The sequence below is a fragment of the Nonomuraea sp. B208 genome, assembly GCF_057536035.1.
Window position 1 is genome coordinate 147,985 of sequence record NZ_BAAJOU010000003.1, and the last position, 20,118, is coordinate 168,102.

19 protein-coding genes are annotated in these 20,118 nt (G+C 73.6%); 8 read left to right on the forward strand and 11 right to left on the reverse strand.

What is annotated here, in order from left to right; genetic code table 11:
• Positions 1-21: 21 nt before the first annotated feature.
• The 4 genes from AC27IY_RS01980 to AC27IY_RS01995 form a co-directional block, all read right to left on the reverse strand.
• Positions 22-792 carry an ABC transporter ATP-binding protein gene (locus tag AC27IY_RS01980; RefSeq protein WP_449943567.1) on the reverse strand — a complete coding sequence of 257 codons (771 nt, stop codon included), beginning with the start codon at positions 790-792 and terminating at the stop codon, positions 22-24.
• Positions 789-1,595 carry an ABC transporter permease gene (locus AC27IY_RS01985; protein WP_364451645.1) on the reverse strand — a complete coding sequence of 269 codons (807 nt, stop codon included), beginning with the start codon at positions 1,593-1,595 and terminating at the stop codon, positions 789-791. The genes AC27IY_RS01980 and AC27IY_RS01985 overlap by 4 nt, the downstream gene beginning before the upstream one ends.
• Complete coding sequence (locus tag AC27IY_RS01990; protein WP_487176930.1) at positions 1,592-2,944, reverse strand: ROK family protein; 1,353 nt, start codon at positions 2,942-2,944, stop codon at positions 1,592-1,594. Before AC27IY_RS01990 ends, AC27IY_RS01985 begins: the two co-directional genes overlap by 4 nt.
• A gap of 185 nt (positions 2,945-3,129) precedes the next feature.
• On the reverse strand, positions 3,130-3,456 hold the full coding sequence (locus AC27IY_RS01995; RefSeq protein ID WP_423445039.1) for a putative quinol monooxygenase: 327 nt from the start codon (positions 3,454-3,456) through the stop codon (positions 3,130-3,132).
• Positions 3,457-3,684: 228 nt separating this feature from the next.
• Here AC27IY_RS01995 and AC27IY_RS02000 point away from each other — a divergent pair, with 228 nt between their 5' ends.
• The 6 genes from AC27IY_RS02000 (at position 3,685) to AC27IY_RS02025 (ending at position 11,262) form a co-directional block, all read left to right on the forward strand.
• Positions 3,685-4,698 (forward strand): ABC transporter substrate-binding protein, encoded by a 1,014-nt coding sequence (locus AC27IY_RS02000; protein ID WP_487176931.1) that lies wholly within the window; start codon positions 3,685-3,687, stop codon positions 4,696-4,698.
• On the forward strand, positions 4,695-5,501 hold the full coding sequence (locus AC27IY_RS02005; RefSeq protein WP_487176932.1) for an ABC transporter ATP-binding protein: 807 nt from the start codon (positions 4,695-4,697) through the stop codon (positions 5,499-5,501). The genes AC27IY_RS02000 and AC27IY_RS02005 overlap by 4 nt, the downstream gene beginning before the upstream one ends.
• On the forward strand, positions 5,494-6,381 hold the full coding sequence (locus tag AC27IY_RS02010) for an ABC transporter permease (RefSeq protein ID WP_487176933.1): 888 nt from the start codon (positions 5,494-5,496) through the stop codon (positions 6,379-6,381). The genes AC27IY_RS02005 and AC27IY_RS02010 overlap by 8 nt, the downstream gene beginning before the upstream one ends.
• A complete protein-coding gene (locus AC27IY_RS02015; protein WP_423473074.1) occupies positions 6,378-7,703 on the forward strand; it encodes an LLM class flavin-dependent oxidoreductase in 1,326 nt (441 codons plus the stop codon). Before AC27IY_RS02010 ends, AC27IY_RS02015 begins: the two co-directional genes overlap by 4 nt.
• Positions 7,704-7,743: 40 nt before the next feature.
• Entirely contained in the window at positions 7,744-8,253 is a 510-nt protein-coding gene (locus AC27IY_RS02020; RefSeq protein WP_329582285.1) for an NADPH-dependent FMN reductase, read from the forward strand.
• A 111-nt stretch (positions 8,254-8,364) separates the two neighbouring features.
• The gene (locus tag AC27IY_RS02025; RefSeq protein WP_487176934.1) at positions 8,365-11,262 is read left to right on the forward strand and encodes a M36 family metallopeptidase; all 2,898 of its coding nucleotides are present in this window, start codon (positions 8,365-8,367) and stop codon (positions 11,260-11,262) included.
• Between the two features lie 48 nt (positions 11,263-11,310).
• On the opposite strand, the gene AC27IY_RS02030 is transcribed toward AC27IY_RS02025, so the two are convergent.
• A complete protein-coding gene (locus AC27IY_RS02030; protein ID WP_423473068.1) occupies positions 11,311-11,712 on the reverse strand; it encodes a hypothetical protein in 402 nt (133 codons plus the stop codon).
• A gap of 130 nt (positions 11,713-11,842) precedes the next feature.
• Positions 11,843-13,126 carry a serine hydrolase domain-containing protein gene (locus tag AC27IY_RS02035; protein WP_487176935.1) on the reverse strand — a complete coding sequence of 428 codons (1,284 nt, stop codon included), beginning with the start codon at positions 13,124-13,126 and terminating at the stop codon, positions 11,843-11,845.
• Positions 13,127-13,398: 272 nt separating this feature from the next.
• Between AC27IY_RS02035 and AC27IY_RS02040 the strand changes: the two genes are divergently transcribed.
• The gene (locus AC27IY_RS02040; protein WP_344204598.1) at positions 13,399-13,587 is read left to right on the forward strand and encodes a hypothetical protein; all 189 of its coding nucleotides are present in this window, start codon (positions 13,399-13,401) and stop codon (positions 13,585-13,587) included.
• A gap of 71 nt (positions 13,588-13,658) precedes the next feature.
• Here AC27IY_RS02040 and AC27IY_RS02045 read toward each other — a convergent pair whose 3' ends face one another.
• The 3 genes from AC27IY_RS02045 to AC27IY_RS02055 all read right to left on the reverse strand — a co-directional run bounded on the left by AC27IY_RS02045 (position 13,659) and on the right by AC27IY_RS02055 (position 16,904).
• Positions 13,659-15,080, reverse strand: coding sequence for a vanadium-dependent haloperoxidase (locus tag AC27IY_RS02045; protein WP_487176936.1), 1,422 nt, complete (start codon positions 15,078-15,080; stop codon positions 13,659-13,661).
• An 81-nt stretch (positions 15,081-15,161) separates the two neighbouring features.
• Positions 15,162-16,178 (reverse strand): endonuclease/exonuclease/phosphatase family protein, encoded by a 1,017-nt coding sequence (locus AC27IY_RS02050; RefSeq protein ID WP_487176937.1) that lies wholly within the window; start codon positions 16,176-16,178, stop codon positions 15,162-15,164.
• Between the two features lie 18 nt (positions 16,179-16,196).
• Positions 16,197-16,904 carry a CBS domain-containing protein gene (locus tag AC27IY_RS02055; protein ID WP_487176938.1) on the reverse strand — a complete coding sequence of 236 codons (708 nt, stop codon included), beginning with the start codon at positions 16,902-16,904 and terminating at the stop codon, positions 16,197-16,199.
• A 240-nt stretch (positions 16,905-17,144) separates the two neighbouring features.
• Here AC27IY_RS02055 and AC27IY_RS02060 point away from each other — a divergent pair, with 240 nt between their 5' ends.
• Positions 17,145-17,603 (forward strand): hemerythrin domain-containing protein, encoded by a 459-nt coding sequence (locus AC27IY_RS02060; protein ID WP_364451701.1) that lies wholly within the window; start codon positions 17,145-17,147, stop codon positions 17,601-17,603.
• A 19-nt stretch (positions 17,604-17,622) separates the two neighbouring features.
• Here AC27IY_RS02060 and AC27IY_RS02065 read toward each other — a convergent pair whose 3' ends face one another.
• Complete coding sequence (locus AC27IY_RS02065) at positions 17,623-19,053, reverse strand: nitronate monooxygenase (protein WP_487176939.1); 1,431 nt, start codon at positions 19,051-19,053, stop codon at positions 17,623-17,625.
• A complete protein-coding gene (locus AC27IY_RS02070; protein ID WP_487176940.1) occupies positions 19,046-20,065 on the reverse strand; it encodes an Acg family FMN-binding oxidoreductase in 1,020 nt (339 codons plus the stop codon). The genes AC27IY_RS02065 and AC27IY_RS02070 overlap by 8 nt, the downstream gene beginning before the upstream one ends.
• Between the last annotated feature and the right edge of the window lie 53 nt (positions 20,066-20,118).

A 20,118-nucleotide genomic window follows, 5' to 3' on the forward strand; every position in this document is an offset into this window, starting at 1 on the left:
TTGATCCTTTCCAGGGGGGTTTTAAGCTGCTTTGGGCTGGTGGTAGACGCCGTGCCAGACCTCGTTGCGGATGCGCGCGAACTCCGGCGACAGCCGCATCTCCTCGGTCCTCGGGTACGGCAGGTCCACCTCGACGATCTGCTGGACGCGGCCGGGACGGGCGGCCATGACGATCACCCGCCGGGCCAGGTAGACGGCCTCGTCCACGTCGTGCGTGATGAACATGACCGTGCGCCGCTCGCGGCTCCAGGTGTCGAGGAGCTGGTCCTGGAGCTGGACGCGGGTGAGCGCGTCGAGGGCGCCGAACGGCTCGTCCATGAGCAGCACCTGCGGGTCGACCGCGTACGCGCGGGCGATGGCGCAGCGCTGCTTCATGCCACCGGACAGGGTCTTCGGCAGCGCGTCGGCGAAGTCCGACAGCCCGACCAGCTCGATCGCGTGCTCGGCCCGCCTCCTGCGCTCGTCGGGCGGCAGGTTCATGAGCTTGAGGCCGAACTCGACGTTCTTGCGCACGGTCAGCCACGGGAACAGCGCGTACTGCTGGAAGATCACCCCGCGGTCCGGTCCTGGGCCGGGGACGGGCGCGCCGTCCACCAGCACCTCGCCCGAGGTGGGCTCGGTCAGCCCGGCGGCCATGCTCATCAGCGTGCTCTTGCCGCACCCCGACGGGCCGACGACCGTGACGAACTCGCGGTCGGCGATGTCCAGGGAGACGTGGTCGAGCGCGGTGAAGACGTCGTCCTTCATCGGATAGGTCTTGACGATGTCCCTGAAGGAGATCTTGGCGTTCATCGGCGCTCCTGCCAGTCGGTGAGGCGGCGCTCGGCGAGCAGCAGCAGGCGGTCCATCAGCAGGCCGAGCACGCCGATGGCGATGAGGCCCACGAAGATCGTGGACAGGTCGTAGTAGAGCTGGGCCTGCTGCATCCGGTAGCCCAGCCCCTCCTGGGCCGCGATCAGCTCCGCGGCGACCAGCGTCCCCCAGGCCGAGCCGAGCCCGACCCGCATCCCGACCAGGATGAACGGCGTGGACGCGGGGACCACGACCTTCAGGAAGATCGTCCGGTCGGACGCGCCCAGCACGCGGGCGGCGTTGATGAGCGTCTTGTCCACGTCCACCACGCCCTGGAAGGTCGAGACGACGCTGGACAGGAACGCGGCCAGGAAGATCACGAAGACCTTCGGCACCTCGCCGATGCCGAGCAGCACGATGGCCAGCGGGATGATCGCCAGGGGCGGGATGGTGCGGAAGAACTGCACGTACGGCTCCAGCAGGCCGCGCGCGGTGGCGTACCAGCCCATGAGGAAGCCGACCGGGATCGCGAGCAGCGTGCCCATGAGGAAGCCGAGCAGCACCCGGCGGAGGCTGGCGAGCGCGTCCTGGAGCAGGGTGCCGTCCGCGACCAGCTCGCCGGCCTTGGCCGCGACCTCCAGCGGGGTCGGCAGGCCCTGGACGCCGATCGTGGCCAGCAGCGTCCAGACGAGCAGGCCGAGGACGACCGCGACCAGGTTGAGCACGAGCGTGCGCCGGGGACGCCCGGCGGCGCGCCGCGCCGTCGGGGCCGCCGGCTTGCCCAGCGTGGTGAGCTGGGTCATGAACCCTCCTTCACGAGGTTGTGGTGCCGCGGGGACGGCGGGGGAGCTCCGGCGGCGAGGTCGGGGCCGGCCGGGTAGCGGGAGAGCAGGGGCGACTCGTGCAGCACCAGCGCGATGCCGCCGAGCGCGCCCGCGGCCTCGCCGAGCGTGGCCCGGCGCAGGCTGACCCGGTGCCGTGAGATCGGCATGATCCGGGCGTCGAGCGTGCGCCCGATCGGCTCCAGCAGCGCGGCGCCGGTCTCGGCCAGCTCGCCGCCGATCACGATGACGCCGGGGCCGACCGCGTTGCACAGGGCCGCGAGCACCGCGCCGATGTCCGCGCCGACCTCCGCCAGCAGGGCGAGCGCGCCCGGCTCCGCCCGCTCGACGGCCTCGATCAGGCCGCGTACGTCGTCGGCCTGGCCGCCGCGCTCGCGGTAGGCGTCGAGGACGGCCCTGACCGAGGCGACGGTCTCCAGGCAGCCGGTGCCGCCGCAGGAGCACGGCCGGCCGCCCGGATCGACCACGATGTGGCCGAACTCGCCGGACAGTCCGTACGCGCCGCGGTGCAGCGACCCGGCGATCACCAGGCCGCCGCCGACGCCGTGGGACAGGCGCAGGTAGAGCACGTCCCTGCCGCCGGCGGCCGCACCCCAGATGGCCTCGCCGAGCGCGGCCAGGCGGGTGTTGTTGTCGAGCAGCACGGGCACGCCGAACCGCTCCCGCAGCAGCACCTGCGCCCGGTGGGGGAGCGGCTCCCCGGCGTCGTCAGGGCCGCCGTCGATGCCGCCGTCGATGCCGCCGCCGAAGCCGGTGTCGATGCCGCCGCCGGTGTCGCCGTCGAGACCGCTGCCGAGACCGCTGCCGAGATCGCTGCCGGAGCCTCCGTCCGGGTCGCTGATGGGGCCGACGACGCCCGCGCCGATCGCGCTCAGCGCGCCGAGCCGCAGGTCGCCGCCGCCGAGCCGGCCGATCAGCCGCTCGGCCAGGTCCACCCGCTGCTCCCACGGCAGGTCGGCGTCGTGCGGCTCGCTGGCCGCGCCGACGATCTCGTGCGCCAGGTTGACCGCCGCCACGTGCAGCGCCCGCCGGGCGAAGTCGATGCCGATCGCCTGCCCGGCGCCGGGGTTGAGCGTCAGCGTCTCGGCCGGCCGGCCCCGGCCGCGCGGGCCGTCGTCCTGCTGCCCGGCGGGCACGACGGCGCCGGTGGCGACGAGCTCGGCGAGGATGTCGTACAGCGTGGTGCGCGACAGCCGGCACAGCTTGCCGAGCTCGCCCCGGCTCAGCGGGCCGTGCTTGCGCAGCAGGCCGAGCACGAGCTCTTCGTGCCCGCGCCGGAGCTGGGACAGGGGGCCACGGGGGAGTGACATGACGGAGAGTGTGCCGAGGTCACCTCTTTTTCGTCAATAACCCGGAAAAAAACTTGTCCTGACTTATACCGACTCCGGCGGCCAGGCGACCCCGCCCGACCCGGACCCGCGCGAGTTCACGCTGCGGGCCGGGCGGGGGCCGTTCGGGCTGTTCGCCTGCGGCGACGTGCGGAGGTAACGCCGGGTCAGTCCTTCACGGCCATCTCGCCGAGCTCGGACCAGTCGTCCTGCGGCACCGTGGTGTTGACGATGCGCGGCGTCTCCACGAGGTACTGCGGCAGATCCCGCCGGGCCTGCTCGAAGTGCGGCGACTGCACGTGCGCCGCCCCGGCCGCGTCGTCGCGGAACGCCTCGACCAGGACGTACTCGGCCGGGTCGTCGAGGCTGCGCGACCAGTCGAACCACAGGCAGCCGGGCTCGGCGCGGGTCGCCTCGGTGAACTCCCCGGTGATCTCCTGCCAGCGGTCGGCGTGCTCCGGCTTGACGCGGAACTTCGCGGTAATGAAGATCATCGAGCCTCCCTGATCGAGTGTGTCGTACGAGATCGAGCCTAATTTCATGCATGTCCAGTAGGGAAAGTTGACTTTCAGATAGGAGGGCCGTAGCTTCGTACGCATGAGCCAGGGCCTCTACCTGACCCGGCGCCCGCACGTGGACCACGGCCACGTCGCCAGCGCGCAGTGTCGCTGATCACGCACCCAGGAACCCCTCACTCCCTCCCCCCGACGAGGAACCCCACCGTGATCAAGACCAGACATGCCCTCATGGCCGCGTTGCTGCCCGCCGTCCTGGCGGGCTGCGGCGGCGCCGAGGCGACCACCGGAACGTCGGAGGTGAAGGTGCTGCGCTACCAGGGCAGCGCCGGCGCCGTCACCTACGCCGAGCTGGCCGAGGAGCTCGGCTACCTCGGCGACCTCAAGCTCAAGTGGGTGGGCAACACCACCTCCGGCCCCCAGGACATCCAGTCGGCCGCCACCGGCCAGACCGACTTCGGCGGCGCGTTCAACGGCGCGATCGTCAAGCTCAAGGCCGCCAGGGCCCCCATCAAGGCCGTGGTCGGCTACTACGGCTCCGACCAGGACACCTTCAACGGCTACTACGTCAAGGACGACAGCCCGATCAGGACCGCCCGCGACCTCATCGGCAGAAAGATCGGCGTCAACACGCTCGGCGCGCACCACGAGGCCGTCATCAAGGAATACCTCAAGCGCCAGGGCCTGACCCCCGACGAGATCAAGCAGGTCCAGCTCGTGGTGATCCCGCCGGTCAACACCGAGCAGGCCGTCCGGCAGGGACAGCTCGACGCCGGCACCCTCGGCGGCGTGCTCAGGGACAAGGCGCTCGAACGCGGCGGCCTGCGGCCGCTGTTCACCGACGTGGACCTGTTCGGCCCGTTCACCGCCGGCTCGATCGTGCTGCGCGAGGACTTCATCGCCGACAACCCGACCACCACCAGGACGTTCGTGACCGGCTTCGCCAAGGCCGTCGCCTGGGCGCAGACCCACTCGCGGGCCGAGGTCGTCGGCACGTTCGAGCGGATCATCGCCAAGCGCGGCCGGAACGAGAGCGCCGAGACCGTCCGCTTCTGGAAGAGCACCGGCATCGCCGGCAAGGGCGGCGTCATCGCCCCGAAGGAGTTCGGCACCTGGATCGACTGGCTCATCCGCGAGGGCGAGCTGCGCCCCGGCCAGGTCGAGCCGGACGACCTCTACACCAACGCGTTCAACCCCTACGCCGCCGGGAGCACCTCATGACCGAGATCGGCATCCGCAACGTCACCAAGACCTTCCACGTCAGGGACGCCGCCGAGCCGTTCACCGCGCTGTCCGGGGTGGACCTCGACGTGCGCGCGGGCGAGTTCCTCGCGCTCGTCGGGCCGAGCGGCTGCGGCAAGTCCACCCTGCTCGACCTGGTCGCGGGGCTCACCCCGCCGACGTCCGGGCAGATCCTGATCGACGGCGACCCCGTCACCGGACCCGGCCTCGACCGGGGCGTGGTCTTCCAGCAGTACGCCCTCTTCCCGTGGCGGACCGCGCAGGCGAACGTCGAGTTCGGCCTGGAGGCCAAGGCCGTGCCGAGGCGGGAGCGGGCGGCGCGGGCGCGCGAGCACCTGGCGCTGGTGGGCCTCGCCGGGTTCGAGGACCGCTACCCGCACGAGCTGTCCGGCGGCATGCGCCAGCGCGTCGCCATCGCCCGCAGCCTCGCCTTCGACCCCGACGTGCTGCTCATGGACGAGCCGTTCGCCGCGCTCGACGCGCAGACCCGCGAGTCGCTGCAGGAGGAGCTGGTCCGCGTCTGGCAGCACACCGGCAAGACGGTCATCTTCATCACCCACGGCATCGACGAGGCCGTCTACCTGGGGCAGCGGGTCGCCGTCATGACCTCGCGGCCCGGCCGGATCAAGGAGGTCGTGGAGGTCGCGTTCGACTCGCGCGAGGGCGACCTGCGCGCCGACCCGGCCTTCGGCGAGTACCGTCACCACATCTGGACGCTGCTGCGCGACGAGGTCGCCGCAGCGCAGGTGCAGGAGCGAGAGGTGGCGATCACCCATGGCTGACACCCGCGCCGCACTGCCCGGCGACCTTCACTGGTACGACCTCCCCGACGACGAGGCCGACGACAGCGCCGACGAGGGCGCTCAGGACGATGCCGCGCCGCCCACCCGGCGGCGCGCGTGGCTGCCCGCGTGGTTGCGCAGGGCCGGGGTCAACACGGTCGCCGTGCTGCTCCTCCTCGCCGCCTGGGAGATCCTGCCGAGGACCGGCGTCGTGGACCCGGTGTTCGTCCCCCCGCTCTCTGACGACCTCGCCGCCTGGTACGACCTCCTCGTCACCGGCAGCCTCCCCGAGCACCTGGGGGCGTCGCTGGGCCGCTCCCTGGCCGGCTTCGGCCTGGCCGTCGTGCTCGCCATCCCGCTCGGGCTGCTCATCGGCTGGTACCGCCCGGTCGCCGACCTGCTGACGCCCCTGCTGGAGCTGTTCCGCAACACCTCGGCGGTGGCGCTGCTGCCGGTGTTCACGCTGATCCTCGGCATCGGCGAGCCCGCCAAGGTCTCCTTCGTGCTGTACGCCTGCTCGTGGCCCATCCTGCTCAACACGATCAGCGGCGTGAAGACCGTCGAGCCCCTGCTCGTCAAGTCCGCCAGATCCATGGGCCTCGGCCCGTTCCGGCTGTTCCAGAAGGTGATCCTGCCCGCCGCCGTGCCCGCGATCTTCACCGGCGTGCGGCTGGCCGGCGCGACCTCCATCCTCGTGCTGCTGTTCGCCGAGATGGTCGGCGCGAAGGCCGGTCTCGGCTACCTCATCCTCGACACCCAGTCCAGCTTCCGCATCCCCGACATGTACGCGGGGATCATCACCATCTCCGTCCTCGGCCTGCTGCTGAACCTGCTCCTGGTCGCCGCCGAGCGCCGCTTCTCCACCTGGAGGACCACGTGACGAGAAAGCTCCACCTCAACGCCTTCCTCATGGGCGTCGGCCATCACGAGGCCGCCTGGCGGCACCCGAGCACCGAGCCGGCCCGCCTCACCGACGTCCGGCACTACCAGGAGCTGGCCAGGATCGCCGAGCGCGGCACGCTCGACTCGGTGTTCCTCGCCGACGGGCTCGCCCTGCAGGGGCACGTCGGGCACAACGCGCTCGGCGGCCTCGAACCCCTCACCCTGCTGGCCGCCCTGGCCGCCGTCACCGACCACGTCGGGCTCATCGCGACCGTGTCCACGACGTACAACGAGCCCTTCCACGTGGCGCGCAAGTTCGCCTCGCTCGACCACATCAGCGGCGGCCGGGCCGGCTGGAACATCGTCACCTCCGCGGGCGAGGCCGAGGCCCGCAACTTCGGCGTCGAACGTCCCGCGCACGCCGCCCGCTACGCCCGCGCGGAGGAGTTCCTGGACGTCGTGCTCAAGCTCTGGGACAGCTGGGAGGACGACGCCGTCGTCCGCGACCGCGTCGCCGGCCGCTACGCCGACACCGGCAAGATCCACGCCATCGAGCACGAGGGCCCGCACTTCGCCGTCCGCGGCCCGCTCAACGCCTCCCGCCCGCCCCAAGGCCATCCGCTGCTGGTGCAGGCCGGGTCGTCGGAGGACGGCAAGGACTTCGCGGCCCGCTACGCCGAGGCCGTCTTCACCGCCCAGCAGACCCTTGAGGAGGGGCGGGAGTTCTACGCCGACCTGAAGCGCCGGGTCGCCGCCCGTGGCCGGCGTCCTGAGGAGGTGCTGGTGCTGCCGGGCATCTCGCCGATCATCGGCTCGACCGAGCGGGAGGCGCTGCGGCTGGAGAAGGAGCTGGAGGACCTGATCGTCCCCGCGTACGGGCTGGCGCAGCTCGGCCAGATGACCGGCATCGAGCTCACCGAGGACGACCTGGACCGGGAGCTGCCCGACGTGCCGGTCGAGACGGAGGGCGCGCAGAGCCGGCGCAAGCTCGTCGTCGAGCTGGCCAGGCGCGAGCGCCTCACGGTCCGGCGGCTCCTCGCCCGCCTGGCCGGGGGCCGCGGCCACCGGGTCGTCGCCGGGACGCCCGAGCAGATCGCCGACCAGATCCAGGAGTGGTTCGAGGGCGGCGCGGCCGACGGCTTCAACGTGATGCCGCCGATCCTGCCGCACGGCCTGTCCGACTTCGTCGACCACGTGGTGCCCGAGCTGCGGGCGCGGGGGCTGTTCCGGCACGCGTACGAGGGCCGGACCCTCCGCGAGAACTACGGCCTGCCCCGCCCGGCCTCGCGCTACGCCAAGGACCTGGTGGCCGCCGGATGACCACCACTGTGACAAGCACCGCACGCCAGGAGGCGAACCCATGACCGTTCTCACCGTCGTCGGCAACCCGAGGGCGGGTTCGCGCACCGAGGCCGTGGCCGTCGCGGCGGCCGAGGCGGTCGCCGCCCGGCTCGGCGCGTCCCTGCCGCACGAGCTGGCCGACCTGTCGGCGCTCGGCCCCCACCTGCTGGCCCCCGCCGCCTCCCCGGGGGTGGAGGCGGCGCTGGGGCTGGTGGCGGAGGCGGACGTGCTCGTCGTCGCGAGCCCCACCTACAAGGGCACCTACACGGGGCTGCTGAAGGCGTTCCTCGACCGGCTGCCCCCGGCCGCGCTGGCCGGGAAGACCGCGCTGCCGCTGCTGGTCATGGGCGACCCGAAGCACGCGCTGGCGGTCGAGGTGCACCTGCGCCCGCTGCTGGTCGAGCTGGGCGCCACCGTGCCGACGCCCGGCCTGGCCTTCCTGGAGTCACAGCTCCCGGACCTGGAGGCCGTGGTGTCCGCCTGGGCCGATCGCGTCGCGCCGCAGGTCCGCCTGCCCGCGGCGACGTAGGCCCGCCCCCTTCCCTCCGGACCGGGATCTTGTCAGGCAGTCAACACGGTGTTACCTCTGGCGGAGGGCGCGCGTGATCCGCGCGCCCTCCGCCGGCCAGAGAGGACCAACGTGTCGTCAAAGTCCTGGTTACGCAGCAGCACCCTCCTCGCCGCCGCGCTCGTCGCGGCCGCACTGTCTCCCGTGGGACCGGCCCGGGGCGAACCCGGCGGGCAGGCCCCCGTCCACGACTTCCAGGCCGAGCAGCACGCCAAGCCCGACGTGGACAACCGTCAGGGCCGGGTCGAGCCGCCGCCCGGCGCGACCGCCCGCAGGGCCGGCCCCGCCGCCGAGATCCGCTGGAACAAGCTCGGCACCCCGGCCGCCGTCGTCAGCGCCGAACCCCTCGCCGAGGGTCTCGGCGCCGATCCCGAGCAGGCCGCCCGCGCCTACCTGAAGGCGAACGAGAGCGTCTTCGGCCTGTCCGCCTCGGCCGTGGACGCGCTGGAGAAGGTCGCGGTCAACCCCATCGGCGACGGCGCCGCCGTCCTGCTGCGGCAGCGCTTCGGCGGCCTGCCGGCGGGGGTGGACGGCCTGGTCGCCGTCGGCGTGGTGAACGGCGCCGTCCGGTCCGTCACCTCCTCGCTGTCACGTGCCACGCAGGAGCCCCCGGCCGCCGCGATCGGCGAGCGGCAGGCGCTGGAGATCGCGGCCAGGGACGGCGGGATCGACCTCGCCACGGCCGTCACCCAGAAGGTCACGGCGGTGGCGGTGCCCGCGCCGGACGGCGTGCACCGGGCCTACCAGGTCGTGCTGATCGGCGGCGCGGACGGCGAGCCCGCGGCGTACACGACGCACGTGGACGCGGTCAGCGGCGCGGTCCTCACCCGCGAGAACCTGGTCGACCACTTCGACCCCGAGAACCCGAAGTGGGGGGTGTTCCCGGCCACCCCGCGCGGCGACTACTCCTCCGCCGACACCCGCCAGACCTGGTGCCACACCGCCGGCCCCGGCTGCGACCTCGCCACCGGCGGCGACGCGGCGACCGGCAGGGCATGGGACGTGGACCACGCCACTGGCGAGCCGACCAACACGAGCCTCGGCAACGCGGCCCGCACCTACGAGAACCGCGCCAGCGGCGACGCGTTCACCGTCGGCACCCGCTCCAACGTGCTCACCCCGAGCAGGAACTACGTCCACCCGTGGCGCAACGCCTGGTACACCGCCAAGTGCGACCCGGCCGCGCTCGACCAGCCCGGCGAGGCCGACCTGGAGGCGGCCATCGCCAACCTCAACGCCCTGCACAACCGCATGCACGACTGGTCCTACCGGCTCGGCTTCACCGAGTCGGCCTGGAACATGCAGGCCGACAACGGCGGGCGCGGCGGCCTCGGCGGCGACCCCGAGCAGGGCAACGCCCAGGCGGGGGCGCGGGTGGCGTCCGTACGCGACAACGCCAACCAGATCACCGGGCCGGACGGCACCGCGCCGATCACGAACATGTACCTGTGGCAGCCGATCGCCGGCTCCTTCTACGGGCCCTGCGTGGACGGCGACTACGACATGTCGGTCATCGCCCACGAGTACTCGCACGCCATCTCCGGCCGCATGATCGGCGGCCCGAACGCCGGCTGGAGCGGGGCCCAGGCGGGCGCCATGAACGAGAGCACCTCCGACCTGTTCTCCATGGAGTACCTCTACGAGTACGGCTTCCGCCCGGCGGGCGCGACCCCGTACGTGATCGGCGGCTACGTCACCGGCGACAAGCAGCGCGGCATCCGCAACTACGACATGTCGAAGTCGCCGCTCAACTACAGCGACCTCAACTACGACCTGGTGGGCCAGCAGGTCCACGCCGACGGCGAGATCTGGACGGCCACCCAGTTCGACGTGCGCGCGGCCTTCGTCAAGCGCTACGGCTCCGGCACGGACAGGCTCCAGCGCTCCTGCGCCGACGGCCGCACGCCGGTCGAGCGCTGCCCCGGCAACCGCCGCTGGGCGCAGCTCTCCTTCGACGCGCTGCTGCTCATGGCCTCGGGCGCGGTCACGTACGTCGACCACCGCGACGCCCTGCTCGCCGCCGACGCGATCCGCTTCGGCGGCGCGAACCAGGACATCATGTGGCGCGCGTTCGCCGAGCACGGCCTGGGCCGTGACGCGGCGAGCACCGGCCCGAACGACGGCGAGGCGACGCCGAGCTTCGTCAACCCGGCGGGTAAGAACGGCTCGCTGCGGCTGAAGCCGCTCGGCGAGGCGAAGGACGCGGCGCTGCGCCTCTACGTCGGCGACTACGAGGCCCGCGCGGTCCCGGTCGCCGACACCGACCCGGCCACGCCGCTCGGCGACACCGTGGAGATGACGCCGGGCGTCTACGACTTCGTGGTGGCAGGCGCCGGGTTCGGGCACCGGCGGCTGACGTTCGCGGTGCTGCCGGGCGTGACGCTGCCGCTGGCCCTGCCGCTGACCCGCAACCTCGCCGCGGCGGCGAGCGGCGCGACGGCGAGCGGCGACGGCGTCAACCAGGCCAAGCTCATCGACGAAACCGAGGCCACGAACTGGGCCTCGCTCTCCGGCGCGCCGGCCGGCAAGTCGATGATCGTGGACCTCGCGGGCGACGCGCCCGTCACGGTCCGCCGGGTCCAGGTGAGCGCCATGCTCCGGCCCGCGGTGACCGACCCGGCCGACCCGGGCGGGCAGAACCGCTTCTCCGCCCTGCGCGCCTTCGAGGTGCTGGCCTGCAGCGCGAACTGCGCCGACCCGGCCGGCTTCACCAGGATCCACGCCAGCAAGGACGCGTTCGACACCGCGCTGCCGCGCCCGCGCGGCTCGGACCTGCTGATCAAGTCGTTCGACGTGCGCCCGGCCAAGGCCACGCACCTGATGCTGCGCGTGGTCAGCACCCAGTGCACCGGCAACCCGCTGTACGCGGGGGAGCAGGACGCCGACCCGACCTCCGCGACGGACTGCGCCACGGCCGGCCCGCAGCGGGAGCAGGTGCGGGCCGCCGAGTTCCAGGCGTTCACGCACTGACGCCGAACGGCCAGAGGCCCGGCGAACGCCGGGCCTCTGATCGATCCGTCAGTAGATGCGGTACTTCTTGCCGCAGTTGTCGAACTTGCCGGCCCAGCAGGTGAACGTGTAGATCTTCTTGATCCCCCGGCCGTTCCAGGCGCCGGCCACCTTGCCGTCGAAGGAGTGGTTGAAGCGGTGCCAGGAGCCGTTCTTGTAGTACTCGAACCAGACCCAGCCCTTCTTGCCGCCGCGCTTGTCCACCCCGTACCACTTCGTGTAGACCTTGCCGTGCTGCTTCCAGGTCTTGCCGAAGGTGTAGGCCTTGTGGTCGCTCGAGAAGAACTTGCCCCAGGTGGTGGCGTGGGCGCTCGCGGTCGTCGAGGTGGTCGCCTGGGCGGCGGGGGCGACGGCGAGGCCGGTCAGGGCCATCGAGCCGGCGATGGTCGCCATGGCGAGGGTCTTGCGCATTGTGGGTTCCTCCCCGTGTCGGTGCTGCCGGGTGCTGTCCGGCAGCACGGACATTACGGAGATAGCGGGAGATCTTCTGTGCAGGAATCCACACGACGGAGGTGACCCACGACACACCCGCCACCCGGCGTCACGGCCGGACCGGCATCCCCCGGTCGGCGCGGAACGGCAGGAACGACGTCTCGGAGGCCGTCCTCGCGGTGGGGGCGTCCCCGGCGAAGTCCGACCCGCAGAGCGCCACCAGCAGGTGCCTGGCCTGGGCGATGTCGATCTCGTGCAGCACGATGCCGCCTTCGTCGATCTGCTGGTACTTCGTGCGGTTGACGCCGAACGAGATCAGCCGTTCGCCGTCCTCGCTGGCCAGCGACTGCGTGGCCATGCCGAACACGCCGCCGTCGTGCCCCCAGAACCGGCCGCAGGGCAGGTCGGCCGCGTAGATGCCGAGGCCGTAGTTCATGGTGTAGCCGGCCGCCAGCACCGGCACCGTCGTGCGCATCTCGGCGAGCTGCGCGGGAGGCAGCAGTTCGCCGCGCAGCAGCGCCCGGTAGAACGTGTTGAGGTCGTCCATGGTGGAGGTGATCGCCCCGGCCGTGCTCGCCCACGACATGTCGTAGACGCTGAAGTCGCGGGGCGGGTCGAAGAAGCCGTACCACGACTCGTACGCGCCGGAGTGCGGCCCCGGGATGTGCGGCGAGCGCGGGAACGACGTGTGCCGCAGGCCCGCCTTCCTGATCACGTGCCGGGTGATGTGGTCGGCGGCGTCGCCGCCGGTCACCTTCTCCAGCAGCAGGCCGGCGAGCACGTAGTTGGTGTTCGAGTACGACCCGGGAAGCGCCCCCGGCTCCCCGGTCGGCGTGGCGGCCAGGCCCATCCTGACCAGTTCCCTGGGCGCGACGCGGCGGAAGCGGTTGTCGTCCAGGCTCTTGACCGAGCCCTCCTGCAGCGAGGGGAACGCCGGGAGGATGTAGTCGGCGATGTGGCTGGTGTGGTTCAGCAGCATCCGCACCGTGATCCGCCGGCCGCGCTCGCCGGGGACGAGGTCGGGCAGGTAGCGGCCCACCGGCGCGTCCAGCTCGATCGTGCCCCGCGCGACCTGCTGCAGGATCGCGACCGACACGAACGTCTTGGTGATGCTGCCGATCCGGTGCACCATGTCGGGCCGGACGGGGCGGCCGGTGGCGACGTCGGCCACGCCGGACGCGCCCTCCCATGTCCGGCCGCCGTCGCGGACCTCCGAGTAGATGCCGTACATGCCGGCGGCGTGGACCGCGTCCAGCGTCCGCTTGAGCGCCTGCCGGTCCGGCCCGCCGGCCGCGTGCGCCGGTCCGGCCAGGGTGCCTGCCGCGAGCAGCGCGCCCATCGCGGCGGCCAGGGCCGCGCGCGGGGCGCTCGTGGGGAATCGGCGAGAAGTCATGGCCTCAGCATGCGCGGGGGAGGGTTGTGCGGATAAGTCGGCGATGTCACCGGTTGGGGATGACAGGGATCATGCCCCGGCGATGACATCTTTCTTGCTCCGGAGAAGAAGACAACGAACTCCGAGTGGTGAATTTGTCACCCTGAGTGCGCGAGGCGGCGGTGGCCGAATCCCGGACGGGGATGCGACGCTGCTGCCACCGCCCCGGCCGGCCTGCGAACGGTCGGCCGGGGCGGATTCCTCCGCAGTGCTCACGAAGGAAGGAATGCGGCATGACTCAGGACGCCGGCCGCGTCGCGGCCAAGCGGATCAACGACCACGTGGAGCTCGTCCACGCCGACCACCCCGAGCTGGTGTTCGAGGTGCCCCGGCGGGACTGGGAGGCGTTCACCACGGCGGTCAAGTCGGGCGCGTTCGATCTCGGGACGCTGGAGCGCCTGGCCGCGGAGAACGTGGCCTGACCAGCCACTCTCCCGGTCTTCCCCAGGCGCCCGCCCCCACCGCGGGGGGCGGGCGCCGTCCATGTGGCCGGTCAGCCGCGGCCCGTCCAGTACGCGGCCGCGCGCTTCCACGCCGCGTCGCCGACCGCGCGGCCGAGCGCCCGGCCCTCCTGGTCGCCCGCCCTGAAGTGGATGCCGCCGTAGCGGCGCGAGAGCCCCGCCTGCTCGGCGGCCTCACTGTAGGTGCGCCACCGCAGCGTCACGTCCTGCGCCGGCGTCACCCCGGGCTCCACCTTCGACGACCCGGCCGCGACGACGGCCTGACCGCCGAAGACGTCGCTGCCGGTGAAGCGCCGCAGCACCTCGGCCGCCGCCGCGCTGAACGTGCTGTGGCCCGAGACGTACTCGCCGAACGGCGGCGTCGGGAACGTCGCCGGCTGGTAGGGCACCCACAGCGCCCCGTCCACGGTCCGCCCGCCCCACGTCGGGATCCGCTGCCCGCGGTACTGGTCGCGGATCGCGGTGATCGGCCGCCCGCTGTCGTGGTCGCGCTTGACCTCCCAGGCGGCGATCCCGGCGTCCATGCCGGCGTTGGCCAGCGCGAAGAACAGCTTCACGTCCTGGTCGAGCCCGTGCCGGTCGCGCGCCGAGACCTGCTGCGCGAACAGGCACCAGTGACCGGGCGGCGTCTCGCTGGCGGGCCCGTCGGACCAGTAGTCGGCGATCGACTTGCTCCGGTCGTCGAGGGCGGCCGTCGTCGCCACGATCTCGGCCGCCTGCGCCCGCCAGCCGGCCGACCCGTACGGCGCCGGCGCGGGAACGGCGTCGGCCAGCGCCCGCGCCGACCCGCTGAAGGAGGCCACCCGCCCCCAGTGCGGGACCAGGAACGGCGGCGTGACCAGCGCGCCCGCCGCGTTGCGGTAGGTGAGCGGCGCCCACCGGCCCGGCTGCGCGAGCGTGGTGAGCGGCTCGGCGACGACCACGGGGGCGTTGACCGGCACGTAGCCGGTGGTGTCGGCGTACCCGCCGAGCTGGTTGGAGCCGTCGGCGTGGCGGTGGTCGAGCACGGCCTGGCAGGCGGCCAGGCCGGTCTGCGCCGCCTGGCTGTCCGGGGCGGCCGGGTCCTGACCGAGCTCGGCCATCAGGGCGTCGAACGTCGCGCGGTGCCCCGGATAGAGGTCGGTGGCCGCCAGGTGGACGGCGTAGCTGATGGCCTCGGCCTTGTTCGCCTCGGTGCGCTCGGCGGGCGGCCGGCGCAGCGTGCCGCCGAGCCGGGTGCCGACGGCCACCGCGTCGTAGGCCGCCCACGCGTCGTACGCGCAGGTGTGAGCGATGGCCAGCGCCCGCGACACCATGGGCGGCCCGAGCGTGCCGCCGCGCACGGCCGACAGCAGCGCCTGGTTCCACCGCACCACCAGGGTCGGCCCGCCCGCCCGCGCCGGGACGGCGGTGAGGGTGAGCGTGAGCAGCGTGACCAGCAGCGCGGCGGCAGGGCGGATGGTTCGTAAGTGCATGGATGTGTCCCCTCGGTCGGTTGAGCCCCCGAGGGACGATGCCATCCTCGAACGGATTTTCGAACTAGCCGGAAGGTGACATCACGGCAGCCGGAGCTCGGCGAGCACGCCGCGGTGGTCGGTGCCGGGCACGTCCACGACCTCGACCCGGCGCACCGCCATCCGCTCGTCGGCGAGCACGTGGTCGATGGCGATGATCGGCGGCACCGGCCGGTGGTTCGGCCAGGTCGGCACCAGGCCCTTGCCCACCTGCGCGGCGGCGTCGACGTAGCCGCGCTCCAGCAGCTCGCGGAAGGCCCGATGGTCGATGCTCGCGTTGAAGTCGCCCGCCAGCACCCGCATGGCGCCCGTCGTGGCGGGCGGCGGAAGCGCGTCCAGCGCGGCGTTCCACCCCGGCTCCTTGCGCCCGAGCGGCGGGTCGGGATGCACGGCGACGACCTCGACCGCGGCCCCGCCCGGCAGGGTCAGCGCGGCGGCCGGCATGTTGTGGCCGATCGGCCTGAACAGGTCGGGCAGCTCCTTCAGCGGCCGCCGCGCGTAGATGCCGCTGCCGATCGGGCCCGGCGCCTCCTGCAGCACCCGGTACGGCAGCAGCTGCGACAGCCCGGCCGCGTCCAGCCGCTCGGCCTGCTCCGGGCTCAGCTCCAGCGCCGTGAAGACGTCCACGGCCTCGCGGCGCACCAGGTCGACCACGGCCGCGGCGTCGGCCCTGCCGAACAGGTTGACCGTCAGCACCCGCAGCACCGGCCCTGACGCGGCCGGCTGCTCCTCGGCGGTCAGCCGCGGCGCGACGCAGGCGGCCAGCACCACGCAGGCCGTGGCCGCGACCAGCGCCGCGGGGCGGTTGCGGCGGGCCAGCAGCAGCGCGGTCAGCGCCGCGAGCGCCGCGCCGTAGGGCGTCACGGTCATCAACTGGGTCAGGAACGACCCCATCTCCAGTCCGCCGGCCCTGATCAGGGCCCAGAAGGCGAGCAGCGTGACGAAAGTCCAGGACATCCACCGTCTGCGCCGCCGCCGCTTCGGCCGTTCCGCCCGCTCCGTCCGCGTCTTCCGCCCGGCTCCGACCGTCGTGCTCACTCCGCCGTCCCGTTCCCGCATGCGATCACAGCTTGAACCTTAAACGGATGAACGGGCGGACGGGCTCCCGCGTCCCTCCCGCCGCCAGGCGAGGGCCGGACGGACGTCCACGACCCCGCCGAGCCCCTTGGCGAGGTGCACGGCGGCCGTCGCCTCGGTGCGGGTCGCGGTGCGGCCGGACAGCGTCACGATGCCGTCCCGCACCTCGACCGTGATGCCGCGCCGGTCGGTCCACCGCTCGGGGATGGCGTCCTCGACCCAGCGCTTGAGCTCGGCGTCGTCCCGCGTGTACGCCTTCAGCAGGTCCCGCCGGCCCACCACGCCCAGCAGCCGCCCCTCCTCGTCCACCACCACCAGCCGCCTGACCCCGCGCGCGTCCATGAGCTGCGCGGCCGTCACCGTGGAGGTCTCCGGCGCGACCGTGACCGGCGGCGACGACATCAGCTCGGCCGCCGTCGCGCCCGCCGCCTTGCGCCGCCCGTCCTCGCCGCGCCCGGCCAGCAGCCGGCGCAGCCGGGCCCGCAGCCGCGGCCGGTAGCCCTCTCCCCGGTACTGCTCCCGGAACTCCTCCTTGCGCAGCAGGTCCGCCTCGGAGACGACGCCGATCACCCGCCGCTGCCCGTCCAGCACCGGCAGGGCGCTCACCCCGCGGCTCACCAGCAGCGCGGCGAGGTCCTTTAACGGCGTCCCCGCCTCGGCCGCGGCCACCCGGGTGGTCATCACGTCCCGCACGCTGATCCGCATCATGATCCGCTCCTTCCTCCCCCGCCATGGGACCGCACCGGGCCGCCCCGTCCCCAGGGCCGGAAGTCCCCCGGCGCGGAGCTTTGGTCCAGGGCGTTCGCCCTGCTGAGCGGGCTTGCAGGCGGTCGGGACTTAGGACGTACGGCCTCGGGCAGGGGACCTTCGGCCCTGTCCGGGCCGGTCGCCGGTCCGGCAGGCTCGAAGCACGGAGAGGTGACGTCGTCGTCGCAGGAAGGACAGGACATGTGCAACTACTGCGGCTGCCGGGAGTTCCCGCTCATCGGCCGTCTGTCCCAGGAGCACTGGGACATCCAGGAATGCGCCGGCGAGCTGCGGAGGGCCGTCCGCGCCGGACGGCAGGCCGAGGCCGTCGCCCTCCTGGACGAACTGCTCGCCCGGCTGCTCCCGCACACCGCCACCGAGGAGGACGGCCTGTTCGCCGAGCTGCGCGCCGAGGGCACGCTGGCCGCCGAGGTGGAGCGCCTGTGCGCCGAGCACGGGGCCATCCACGGCGTGCTCGCCGCCGTGGACCGGGCCGCGCCCGACTGGGCCGCCGTGTCGGCCGCGCTGGACCTGCTGGTGCAGCACATCGACCACGAGGAGCACGGGCTGTTCCCCGCCTCCGTGATCATGCTGCCGCTGTCCACGTGGGACCGCATCACGCCGATCGCCACGGAGCACGCGGCCGGATCCGGGACGTGAGCGGCCCCGCCGGGCGCGCCTACTCGTGGGCCTGGAGCAGGATGTGGGCCACCACGTCGGCGGCCGAGTGCTCCTCGGGCAGGCCGTCGAGGAACCCCGCGTCCTGGCCGAGGGTGAGCAGCGCGGGCTCGGCGTAGCCGTCCGCGCGGTGCTGGCCGAGCCCGATGGCGGCCAGCAGCCCGTTGCACAGGCAGCGCCGCCCCTCCGCCTCCTCGGCGGGCCGGCCCTTGCGGACGTAGACGTCCACCGGCTCGGCGGGGCAGCGGTAGCCGAGCGAGCCGTCCGCCCGCTCGTACGGCGTGCGCAGATAGCCGAGGTCGCACAGCCGGGGACGGGAGTCGTACACCTCGGGGTCCGACAGCGTGCCCGGCACCTCGGCCACCTTGAACGGGAAGCCGGTGGGCGAGGCCAGCGGGTCGTTGCGCACCTGGAGCGTGCCGGCCGCGGCCCGCTCGCGCAGCCTGCGCCGCAGCCGCGGGTCGAGGCCCGACTCCCGGCACAGCGCGAACGCCGAGCCGACCTGGACGCCGGCCGCGCCCGCCGCCCAGGCCCGCTCCAGGCCGCCGGGCGTGCCGTAGCCGCCGGCCAGCCAGAACGGCAGGCCCAGCGCGGCCACCTTGGCCAGGTCGGGCGCGTCGCGCGGGCCGTACACGGGCTCGCCGGCCTCGTCGAGCGTCATCCGGCCGCGCGGCGGCGCGCTGTGGCCGCCGGCCACCGGCGTCTCGATGACGAACCCGTCCGGCCGGGTCGCGGGGGAGCGGGCCAGGTACGCGGCCAGCACGTGCGACGACACGATCGCCAGCAGCCGGGGCCGGGCGAGCGGCGTCAGCCGCCGGCCGAGCAGCGCGACCGGGTCGAGCCCGACGGTGTGCCCGCCGCCCTCGCCGGCCACGGCGACGGAGATCCGTGCCGGGCGGTGCTCGGCCAGGTCGTCGAGCAGGCGCGGGATCTCGGCCGGGATGCCCGCGCCCACCAGCACGTAGTCCACCCCGGCCAGCAGCGCGCCGTAGGCGGCGGCAGGGGTGGCGAGCTGGATCTTCTCCAGGTAGTTCACGCCCACGGGCCCGTCGTGGCCCTCCTTGGCCAGGAACACCTCGGCGAAGTTGGCCACCACGGCGAGCTCGTCCCGCGCCCTGTTGCCGCGCAGGCCGAGCCGAGGCACCGGCCGGTACGGCACCCCTTCGCCCGTGCCGCCCGGCACGAAGTAGCGGGCGAGCACGCGCTCGGCGACCTCGGGCACCGGGAAGCAGGCGAGGGCGCGGCGCAGGTGGCCGCCGGGGTCGCCGCGTTGCAGCCGGCGGGCGAGGGTGACGTCCAGCGCGGTGCCGGACACCACGCCGAGCTGCCCGGTCGCGGCCACGGCGCGGGCCAGCCGCCATCCGGACACGCCGACCCCCATGCCGCCCTGGATCAGCGCAGGCAGCCCGGGAAACAGCCGCTGGTCAGGCACCGCGTGCCTCCCGGCCGTCCAGGACCTCCGCCACGGGACGCCGGGGCACGCGCGGGACCGGCGGGCCGTAGCCCAGCCTGATCAGCATCTGCACGTGCCCGAACGGGCCGCCGGTCCGGTCGCCGCGGTGCTGCGGCGGGCGCAGGTCGAGCGGCTGGCTGAACAGTGACGCCGCCACCCCGCGCGCGGTCGCCGTGAGCAGCACCCGCTGGAGCGCCTGCCCGGCGCGCAGCCAGTCGCGCGGCCCGTCGCCGCGCGTGAACAGGGCCGCGAGCTGCGGCTCCGGCTCGAACTCCGCGGTCCCGGCGTGCCGGCCGAAGTCGCGCATCGGCAGCCGGCCGTCGCGGGGCCGGGGGCCCGCGGCGTGCTCGGGCACCCCGTCGGCCCGCGTGTCCGGCCCGGTCCAGCGGGCCAGCTCGTCCCGGTACGCCGGATCGTCCGCCAGCGTGTCGTCCGCCATGGCGATCAGCTCCAGCACCCGCCGCGCGGTGCGCCCCGAGACCGGCACCAGCGTCGCGGACTCGGCGTGCGCGGCGTGCACCAGGGCGACGACGACCTCCCGCGGCACCGGCCGGTCGTCGAAGGGGAAACGGTTGGTGCGCCGGTGCGGGATCATGTCGTGCAGCAGCTGCTCGTCCGCCGTGGGCGGCTCGCCGGGCACGGCGTGCACGGTGGCCAGCAGGTCGGGCCGGTGGGCCGGGTCGGGCAGGATCCTGACACGGGCGTCGTGCCCGGTCACCCGCACCGCGAGCCGGAGGTTGTACAGCGCGGCCCCGCAGCTCAGGCCGAGCCCGCGCCCCATCGGGTCGGTGACGGTCAGCAGCCGGTCGAGGTCGGCGTACAGCTCCATGGTGGTGTCGTCGGCGCGGTGGAAGCGCCACGGCTGGGTGTTGTGCACGGACGGCGCGGCGGCGGCGGCGCCCACGACCGCGCACACGTCGGCGGCGGACGCGAACGGCGGCTCCAGAGTGGCGGCCCGCGCGCGGCGGCCGCCCGCGCCGGAATCGGTCACCGGGGCACCCCCGGCACAGCGGTAACAGCGGACATGGGATCACCATCCCGCGC

Excerpts from the sequence above, each read along its gene's own strand:
- AC27IY_RS01980 (WP_449943567.1), bottom strand. The coding sequence starts at position 792 with ATGAACGCCAAGATCTCCTTCAGGGACATCGTCAAGACCTATCCGATG.
- AC27IY_RS01985 (WP_364451645.1), bottom strand. The coding sequence starts at position 1,595 with ATGACCCAGCTCACCACGCTGGGCAAGCCGGCGGCCCCGACGGCGCGG.
- AC27IY_RS01990 (WP_487176930.1), bottom strand. The coding sequence starts at position 2,944 with ATGTCACTCCCCCGTGGCCCCCTGTCCCAGCTCCGGCGCGGGCACGAA.
- AC27IY_RS01995 (WP_423445039.1), bottom strand. The coding sequence starts at position 3,456 with ATGATCTTCATTACCGCGAAGTTCCGCGTCAAGCCGGAGCACGCCGAC.
- AC27IY_RS02005 (WP_487176932.1), top strand. The coding sequence starts at position 4,695 with ATGACCGAGATCGGCATCCGCAACGTCACCAAGACCTTCCACGTCAGG.
- AC27IY_RS02010 (WP_487176933.1), top strand. The coding sequence starts at position 5,494 with ATGGCTGACACCCGCGCCGCACTGCCCGGCGACCTTCACTGGTACGAC.
- AC27IY_RS02020 (WP_329582285.1), top strand. The coding sequence starts at position 7,744 with ATGACCGTTCTCACCGTCGTCGGCAACCCGAGGGCGGGTTCGCGCACC.
- AC27IY_RS02030 (WP_423473068.1), bottom strand. The coding sequence starts at position 11,712 with ATGCGCAAGACCCTCGCCATGGCGACCATCGCCGGCTCGATGGCCCTG.
- AC27IY_RS02035 (WP_487176935.1), bottom strand. The coding sequence starts at position 13,126 with ATGACTTCTCGCCGATTCCCCACGAGCGCCCCGCGCGCGGCCCTGGCC.
- AC27IY_RS02040 (WP_344204598.1), top strand. The coding sequence starts at position 13,399 with ATGACTCAGGACGCCGGCCGCGTCGCGGCCAAGCGGATCAACGACCAC.
- AC27IY_RS02045 (WP_487176936.1), bottom strand. The coding sequence starts at position 15,080 with ATGCACTTACGAACCATCCGCCCTGCCGCCGCGCTGCTGGTCACGCTG.
- AC27IY_RS02050 (WP_487176937.1), bottom strand. The coding sequence starts at position 16,178 with ATGCGGGAACGGGACGGCGGAGTGAGCACGACGGTCGGAGCCGGGCGG.
- AC27IY_RS02055 (WP_487176938.1), bottom strand. The coding sequence starts at position 16,904 with ATGATGCGGATCAGCGTGCGGGACGTGATGACCACCCGGGTGGCCGCG.
- AC27IY_RS02060 (WP_364451701.1), top strand. The coding sequence starts at position 17,145 with ATGTGCAACTACTGCGGCTGCCGGGAGTTCCCGCTCATCGGCCGTCTG.